5 protein-coding genes are annotated in these 7,258 nt (G+C 48.2%); 1 reads left to right on the forward strand and 4 read right to left on the reverse strand.

What is annotated here, in order from left to right; translation table 11 throughout:
• Window positions 1-182: 182 nt before the first annotated feature.
• From QOR82_RS08505 to QOR82_RS08520, 4 genes are all read right to left on the reverse strand, one after another.
• The gene (locus tag QOR82_RS08505) at window positions 183-2,021 is read right to left on the reverse strand and encodes an APC family permease (RefSeq protein WP_283584320.1); all 1,839 of its coding nucleotides are present in this window, start codon (window positions 2,019-2,021) and stop codon (window positions 183-185) included.
• 174 nt (window positions 2,022-2,195) lie between these two features.
• Window positions 2,196-3,833: a chaperonin GroEL gene (gene groL / locus QOR82_RS08510; protein ID WP_283584321.1), complete on the reverse strand. Its 1,638-nt coding sequence runs from the start codon at window positions 3,831-3,833 to the stop codon at window positions 2,196-2,198.
• Window positions 3,834-3,898: 65 nt separating this feature from the next.
• A complete protein-coding gene (groES, locus tag QOR82_RS08515) occupies window positions 3,899-4,180 on the reverse strand; it encodes a co-chaperone GroES (protein WP_283584322.1) in 282 nt (93 codons plus the stop codon).
• Window positions 4,181-4,412: 232 nt separating this feature from the next.
• The gene (locus QOR82_RS08520) at window positions 4,413-5,060 is read right to left on the reverse strand and encodes a redox-sensing transcriptional repressor Rex (RefSeq protein ID WP_283584323.1); all 648 of its coding nucleotides are present in this window, start codon (window positions 5,058-5,060) and stop codon (window positions 4,413-4,415) included.
• Between the two features lie 159 nt (window positions 5,061-5,219).
• Between QOR82_RS08520 and QOR82_RS08525 the strand changes: the two genes are divergently transcribed.
• Window positions 5,220-7,157, forward strand: coding sequence for an ABC-F family ATP-binding cassette domain-containing protein (locus QOR82_RS08525; protein WP_283584324.1), 1,938 nt, complete (start codon window positions 5,220-5,222; stop codon window positions 7,155-7,157).
• The last annotated feature ends 101 nt before the right edge of the window (window positions 7,158-7,258 follow it).

A 7,258-nucleotide genomic window follows, 5' to 3' on the forward strand; every position in this document is an offset into this window, starting at 1 on the left:
ATTTGGTCATTAAACTAATTCTACCCGTTATGGGTTATTTTTTTAATTTATGTTGCACTTGAATTGTAAATTCTCAAGCCAATTTAAGATAATAAAAACTGGCATCGGCTTTCACCAATACCAGTTAATATAGACCCAATTAATAACGGGACCGAGGAATTTCCTCAGCCCCGTTATTTTTATTATTGTTTTAAGTGATAGTTATAGTTGGCAACGATAATGTTTTCTCGGGAATTAAGCAATGCCCGTAAACGCAAACTGGTTTGATTGTGTAAAGCCAGCTGCCATGGTTTCTTTGGTACAAATTGCGGTACCAGCACCGTCGTTGAATAGTTCCGAGCCGCCGCTCGTTTAGCAATTACGTCGACAAAGCGAATCGTCGGTCCCCCAATAGAACGGTAAGACGAATGAATGTCCACAAAACGCACATCAGGGAATTCAGCCTTAAATTCATTGGCCGTCCGGTGTTCCTTACCCGGATTTTCATCAAAGGAGACGTGCATGGCGATGACGTAGTCACCAATCGAACGGGCATAGTTGATAGCCCCCCTGGTCACCCGGGTGACGTTGCCGACCAGCACGATCACCGTTGCACCATCGTAGTCATGCAGTTGGACCTTGGTCTTTTCAGCAATGTGCAGCTGTCGCGCCACCATCACATAGTGAGAATGGATCTTGTGGAACATGTAAAGCAAGACTGGCATGATAATCAGGTATGGCCAAACATTGCCAAAATGTTGCCAGAATAAGAAGACCACCAGGCTCAGTGAAATCAGCGTCCCGACAAGGTTGATAAATGACTTGCCCAGCCAGAAACCTTCACGTTCGCGGAACCAGTGGATGATCATCCCCGATTGTGACAAAGTAAACGGCACGAAGACCCCGACAGCATAAAGCGGGATCAGCATGTTAGTCTTCCCGTGGAAGATCATAATCAAAATGATAGCGCCGACCGCTAGTGAAATAATCCCGTTGGAATAGCCGAGCCGGTCACCCCGGTCCATGAAAGCATGTGGCATATACTTGTCACGGGCCATGTTAAAGGCCAAAATCGGGAAAGCGGAGAAACCAGTGTTGGCCGCGACAGCCAGAATCATTGCCGTCGACAGCTGCAGCAGATAAAAGCCAATCCCGTGGCCACCGAAGACCTGGGCCCCGATTTGGGCCAGGACCGTTTGATGAGCATTTGGTACAATCCCCAGGTAAAAGCTGAAGAAGGTAATACCAGTAAAGAAAGCAGCCAAAATCAGACTCATGATCGACAAAGTTGCGGCAGCATTCTTGCGCTTAGGGTGGTTGAAATTAGGCACCGCGTTGGAAATAGCTTCAACCCCTGTCAGTGAGGAAGAACCAGCAGAGAAGGCCCGGATAAAGAGAGCCGCTGTCATTCCGGCTACCGGGGTTCCTACGCCAGCCGTGGCCCGGTAAGTGACCTGCCCCGTGGCGATCCGGATCGCACCCCAAATGATCATCACAGTGATCACAATCACGAAGAAGTAGACCGGCACCGTCAAGAAGTTGGCACTTTCGCTCATTCCCCGCAAGTTCATCATCATAATCAAGATAACAATAATAATCGAAATTGGGATTGAGAAACGGTACAAGGCTGGGATGGCCGATGTAATGGCTTCAGTCCCGGCCGTTGTGGAAACGGCCACGGTCAGCATGTAATCGACTAGTAGCGAACCGCCGGCTACTAAACCGCCGTTAGAACCCCAGTTCTTTGTGGCCACTACATAGGCGCCCCCACCGCTCGGGTAGGCGTGAATAATTTGTCGATACGACAAAGTGATGGCCAGTAACAAAATCAGGACGATTCCGGCAATTGGTAAAGAATACCAAATGGCCGCGCTCGATAGGGTCACCAGAACCGTGGTGATCTGTTCCGTCCCGTAGGACACAGATGACAATGCATCTGAAGACAGCATCGCCAGCGCTTTAAACTTTGTGAGGCGTGTCTGTCCTTCATCCAAGGTTTTAAGCGGTTTACCGATCAAAACCCGTTTTAAATATCGCCACATATTATATCCTCCAAAAAAGACTCAGCTGATATTCTACAACACTATCTTATCGATTGCTAGCAGGCTCGGCGGACTTTGTCTCATCATCCGACAGATTACCAGTAAATGTCGCTGCTAAAATTAAAAAATCCGGCAGGAATCCTGCCGGATAAAATTGAGAACTCAGTTACGTGATTACATTGCACCGCCCATGCCAGCACCAGCACCGGCACCAGCTTGTGCGTTGTTATCCTTTGGTTCAGGCTTGTCAGCAACGACCGCTTCGGTCGTCAGGAGCAGCGATGAAACTGAAGCAGCGTTTTGCAGAGCAGACCGGGTAACCTTGGTTGGGTCAATAATCCCGGAGTCAATCATGTTTTCAAACTTGTCGACAGCGGCGTTGTAACCAATCCCCGGTTTCTCGTTCTTCAGGTGGTCAACGATGACGGAACCTTCAACACCAGCGTTTTCGGCAATTTGACGAACAGGTGCTTCCAGAGCAGCCTTGACGATCTTAACACCGGTCTTTTCGTCGCCTTCACTCTCAGCTTCCAACTTCTCAAGGTCAGGAATGACGTTGATCAGCGCGGTCCCACCACCAGGAACAAAGCCTTCGTCAACGGCAGCCCGGGTAGCGTTCAGAGCGTCTTCGATGTGGTATTTACGTTCCTTCAGTTCGGTTTCAGTTGCAGCACCGACCTTAACAACGGCAACCCCACCGGATAACTTAGCCAAACGTTCTTGAAGCTTTTCCTTGTCAAAGCTGGAACTCGTTTCGGAGATAGCCTTCTTGATTTGGTCAACCCGTTCGTCGATGGATTCCTTGCTACCAGCACCATCAACAATCGTCGTGTTGTCCTTGGTTACCGTAACCTTATTAGCCTGACCGAGTTGGTCGATCGTAACGTCCTTCAGGTTCATGCCGAGGTCGTCAGAAATAACGGTCCCGCCAGTCAGAACGGCGATGTCAGCCAATTGTGCCTTCCGCCGGTCACCAAAGCCCGGTGCCTTGACAGCACATACGTTGAAGGTTCCCCGCATCTTGTTCAAAACAAGAGTTGGCAGAGCTTCACCAGTAATGTCGTCAGCAATGATCAACAGTGCCCGACCCTGTTGAACAACTTCTTGCAGCAGTGGCAGAATGTCTTGGATGTTGCTGATCTTCTTGTCCGTAATCAAGATGTAAGGGTTGTCGAGGTCGGCTTCCATCTTGTCATTGTCGGTGACCATGTATTGTGACATGTAACCGCGGTCGAAGCTCATCCCTTCGACAACGTCAACACTCGTCTGAACACCACGGGAATCTTCGATCGTGATAACACCATCGTGGCCCACTTTTTCCATGGCGTCGGCGATTAATTGCCCTGCGTCCTTGTCGGCAGCAGAAATAGAGGCAATTTGAGCAATGTCGTCACGGCTCTTAACCGGAACAGACATCTTCTTCAGGCTTTCCACAGCAGCCTTCGTTGCCTTATCGATCCCGCGGCGAACACCAATTGGGTTAGCACCGGCAGTCACGTTCTTCATGCCTTCATTAACAATTGCTTGGGTCAGTACCGTTGCGGTCGTCGTCCCGTCACCAGCAACGTCGTTAGTCTTGGAAGCAACTTCGCTGACCAGCTTAGCACCCATGTTTTCAAAATGGTCTTCCAATTCGATGCTCTTGGCAATCGTAACCCCGTCGTTAGTAATCGTTGGGGCACCGTAGTTTTGTTCCAGCACAACGTTGCGACCCTTTGGCCCAATCGTCGTCTTAACAGTGTCGGCCAGCTTGTCAACACCCTTCAGCATCCGTGAACGAGCATCTTCAGCAAAACGAATTTCCTTTGCCATTATTTTGTCACCTCAAAAATTAAATTTGTTCTCTAATCGTCCCGCGTATTTAATAATTAGAAAGATTAATCAACAACAGCAACGATGTCCTTTTCGTGAACGATCAGGTACTTTTCACCGTTGTATTCGACTTCATTGCCGGCGTACTTGTCGAACATGACCTTGTCACCCTTCTTAACAACGGGAGCAACCGTCTGACCATTGTCGAGAGTCCGGCCTGCACCGACAGCGATAACCGTTCCAGTCGTTGACTTTGCCTTGGCGTTAGAAGCTAAGACAATACCGCCAACTTCTTTTTCTTCTGGTTCTGCCTGCAGAACAACACGATCACCTAATGGTTTTAACACGTGAATCCCTCCAATATAATTTATCTTTCAAGATTGTTTGTTGATCTCAGAATTAGCAGCTTTAGCACTTATCTGCATCAAGTGCTAATTACATGATCTACTATAACATGCTCTTTCCAAATTGCAACAATTAATTTGACCAAATTTGACTATTTATTTCAAAATTAAAAAAACCAGCCTGATCAAACGGCATCAAACCGCGATTAGGCTGGCACTTGAAAGCAGTGACATCTTAGTCGTCCTGCTCATTTTGACGATTATTTTCAATAAAGTAAATCAAAGTCTGCAATTCATTTGTCAGATCAATGTTTTGAACCTGAACCGATGATGGCACTTGCAGCCGCACCGGGGTGAAGTTCAAAATGCCATGAACTCCAGCCTCGACCAGCTGGTTGGTAACTAACTGCGACGCCGTAGATGGCACCGCTAAGATGACGGCATCAATTTGCTGATCCCGCAACTGTTGTTTGAGATCAGACATCGGGTAAACCGGAATCCCACTCTTAACACGGTTAACAAGCTCCGGTCGATTATCAAAGGCTGCACTAATCCGCAGGTTAGTATTTTGGTGAAAGTTGTAATTCATCAAAGCACTCCCCAAGCTGCCGACGCCGACCAGCGCAACGCTCGTCAGCTTGTCTTGGTTGAGGATCCCTTTAAAGAATTTCAATAATTTAGCAACGTCATAACCGTAACCACGTTTTCCCAGTTCGCCAAAATAGGAAAAGTCGCGTCGGATGGTTGCAGAATCAACTTGAACGGCGTCAGATAATTCAGTTGACGAAACGCGGTCTTTATTGGCGTCCTTCAGTACGTTTAAATAACGATAATAAACAGGTAGCCGTCTTGCTGTTGCCCGCGGAATTTTGCGCGTTGCCATATACATCCCCCCGATCTTTCCATTGTGAATTTGTCATTATTTATATTGTAACAATTGCACCAATCTTTGTGAATAGTTTTTCAATAAAAATGAGACAGATGTTCGCTAGACTGTCGGAAAAATATGATAAAATTGAATGAATGCGAAGGAGGAAAAAACATGTTACTGCTGCAAACAAAGAACGTTTTGCGCCGTTTTGGGGCTGACGTTTTATTTCACGATGTCAATTTACAAATCAACGAACACGCACGGGTAGCATTAGTGGGCCGCAACGGAGCCGGCAAGACCACCCTCCTCAAAATGATCGCAAATATCACAACGCCTGACGAAGGAACGATTACCAGGGTAAAGGGGCTCAAGATCGGCTACTTGGCCCAAGACCAGGGGCTGGACAGTCAAAACACCATTTGGCACGAGCTCGATACCGTTTTTAGCCCCCTTCATGACTTGGCGGCGCAAATTCAGGAAAACGAAAAGCAGCTCGCTCATCTAGACGACCAAGACCCAACATACCAGCGAACGCTCAACCATTATGACCAGCTGCAACAGCGCTATAAGGAAGCCGGTGGTTATGACTATCAATCCCGGATGCGCGGCGTCTTGACTGGTTTTGGCTTTAGCAAGGACATGGATGATCTGTCCGTCAACTCCCTGTCAGGTGGGCAAAAGACCAAGCTGGCGCTGGCTAAAATTTTGCTCCAGCAGCCGCAGCTCCTGATCCTTGATGAACCGACCAACCACCTGGATATGAACGTCCTCGCCTGGCTCGAAGATTATCTCAAGTCCTATCCGGGTGCTTTACTGGTTGTTTCACACGACCGTTACTTCCTCGATCGTGTCGTCAATGAAATTTACGACTTGGATAACCAAACCCTCCGTCACTACCGCGGCAATTACTCCGCTTTTACGAAGCAAAAACAGGCCTGGCTGCTGACGGAAATGAAGCACTATCACCAGCAGCAAGAAAAAATTGCCAAGCTTGAAGACTTCGTCAACAAGAACTTAGTCCGGGCGTCGACAACGAAACGTGCCCAGGCCCGTCGCAAACAGCTGGAAAAAATGGACCGGATGGCCAAACCGACAACGGATGATTCGTCGATTCACTTTTCCTTCCATAGCGATAAACAAAGTGGCAACGAGGTCTTGGACGTCAACCAGCTCAAGGTCGGCTATGATGAAACGGTGCTCGCGGGGCCCCTATCCTTTAATGAACATCGTGGCCAACGCATTGGTATTATTGGACCAAACGGCATCGGCAAGTCGACCCTGCTCAAAACCCTCCTCAAGCAGATTCCACCGATTGCTGGCTCCTTCAAAATGGGGGCCAATATTGAAATCGGCTACTACGACCAAGAGCAACAAACCCTTCACGCTGACAAAGACGTTCTGGATGAAATCTGGGACGACCACCCGGAGGTCCCGGAGACAGAAATCCGTTCCCTCTTGGGTTCCTTCCTGTTTGTCGGCGATGATGTCTTCAAGCCGATCCATGACCTTTCCGGTGGGGAAAAAGCCCGACTGGAGCTGACAAAGCTGGCCTTTATCCCGATCAACTTCTTGATCCTCGATGAACCGACCAACCACTTGGATATCGATAGCCGGGAAGTGCTGGAAACAGCTATCAACGACTTTGATGGTACTGTCCTCTTCATCTCCCATGACCGTTATTTCATCAACCAGGTTGCAACCGACGTTCTCGATATGCGAGCTAACGGCATTGACCATTATGAAGGTAACTATGACGACTACCTTGCCGCACAGGAAAAACGGCAAAAGCAAACTAGCGGCAATCCAACCGCCGCTAATCAGCCCCACAGACAATCGACCAAGCAACAATCCTACCAGCAGAGCAAGGAAAAACAGCGGGCCCGGCGGAAGATTCAGCGCCAGGTCGACGCTGCCGAACAAGAAATGGCAAAGTTGGAAGAGAAACAGGAAGCAATTAAAGAAAAAATGGCTCAACCAGCCGTCGCCACAGACATCGCCAAACTAACTGACCTCCAGCAAGAACTGGACCAGCTAAATGCCAAAGCTAGCAAGGCTGAAAGCACGTGGACCGAGGCAGCCGAGCAATTGGAAAAATTTGATCAAGCCTAAACTAAAAAAAGACGGGATATCAAAATTGACGTGTACCCAAAAAGTTGGAAGTTGAATATTCTGGCTTGATAATTGAATAAATATTTTTTCTAGGCAACTAG

It is taken from the genome of Limosilactobacillus difficilis (assembly GCF_947387495.1).
Taxonomy (GTDB): Bacteria; Bacillota; Bacilli; order Lactobacillales; family Lactobacillaceae; genus Limosilactobacillus; species Limosilactobacillus difficilis.

Bases quoted from the DNA above. Each gene is read 5' to 3' on its own strand.
- QOR82_RS08505 (WP_283584320.1), bottom strand. From the start codon at position 2,021: ATGTGGCGATATTTAAAACGGGTTTTGATCGGTAAACCGCTTAAAACC.
- groL (WP_283584321.1), bottom strand. From the start codon at position 3,833: ATGGCAAAGGAAATTCGTTTTGCTGAAGATGCTCGTTCACGGATGCTG.
- QOR82_RS08520 (WP_283584323.1), bottom strand. From the start codon at position 5,060: ATGGCAACGCGCAAAATTCCGCGGGCAACAGCAAGACGGCTACCTGTT.
- QOR82_RS08525 (WP_283584324.1), top strand. From the start codon at position 5,220: ATGTTACTGCTGCAAACAAAGAACGTTTTGCGCCGTTTTGGGGCTGAC.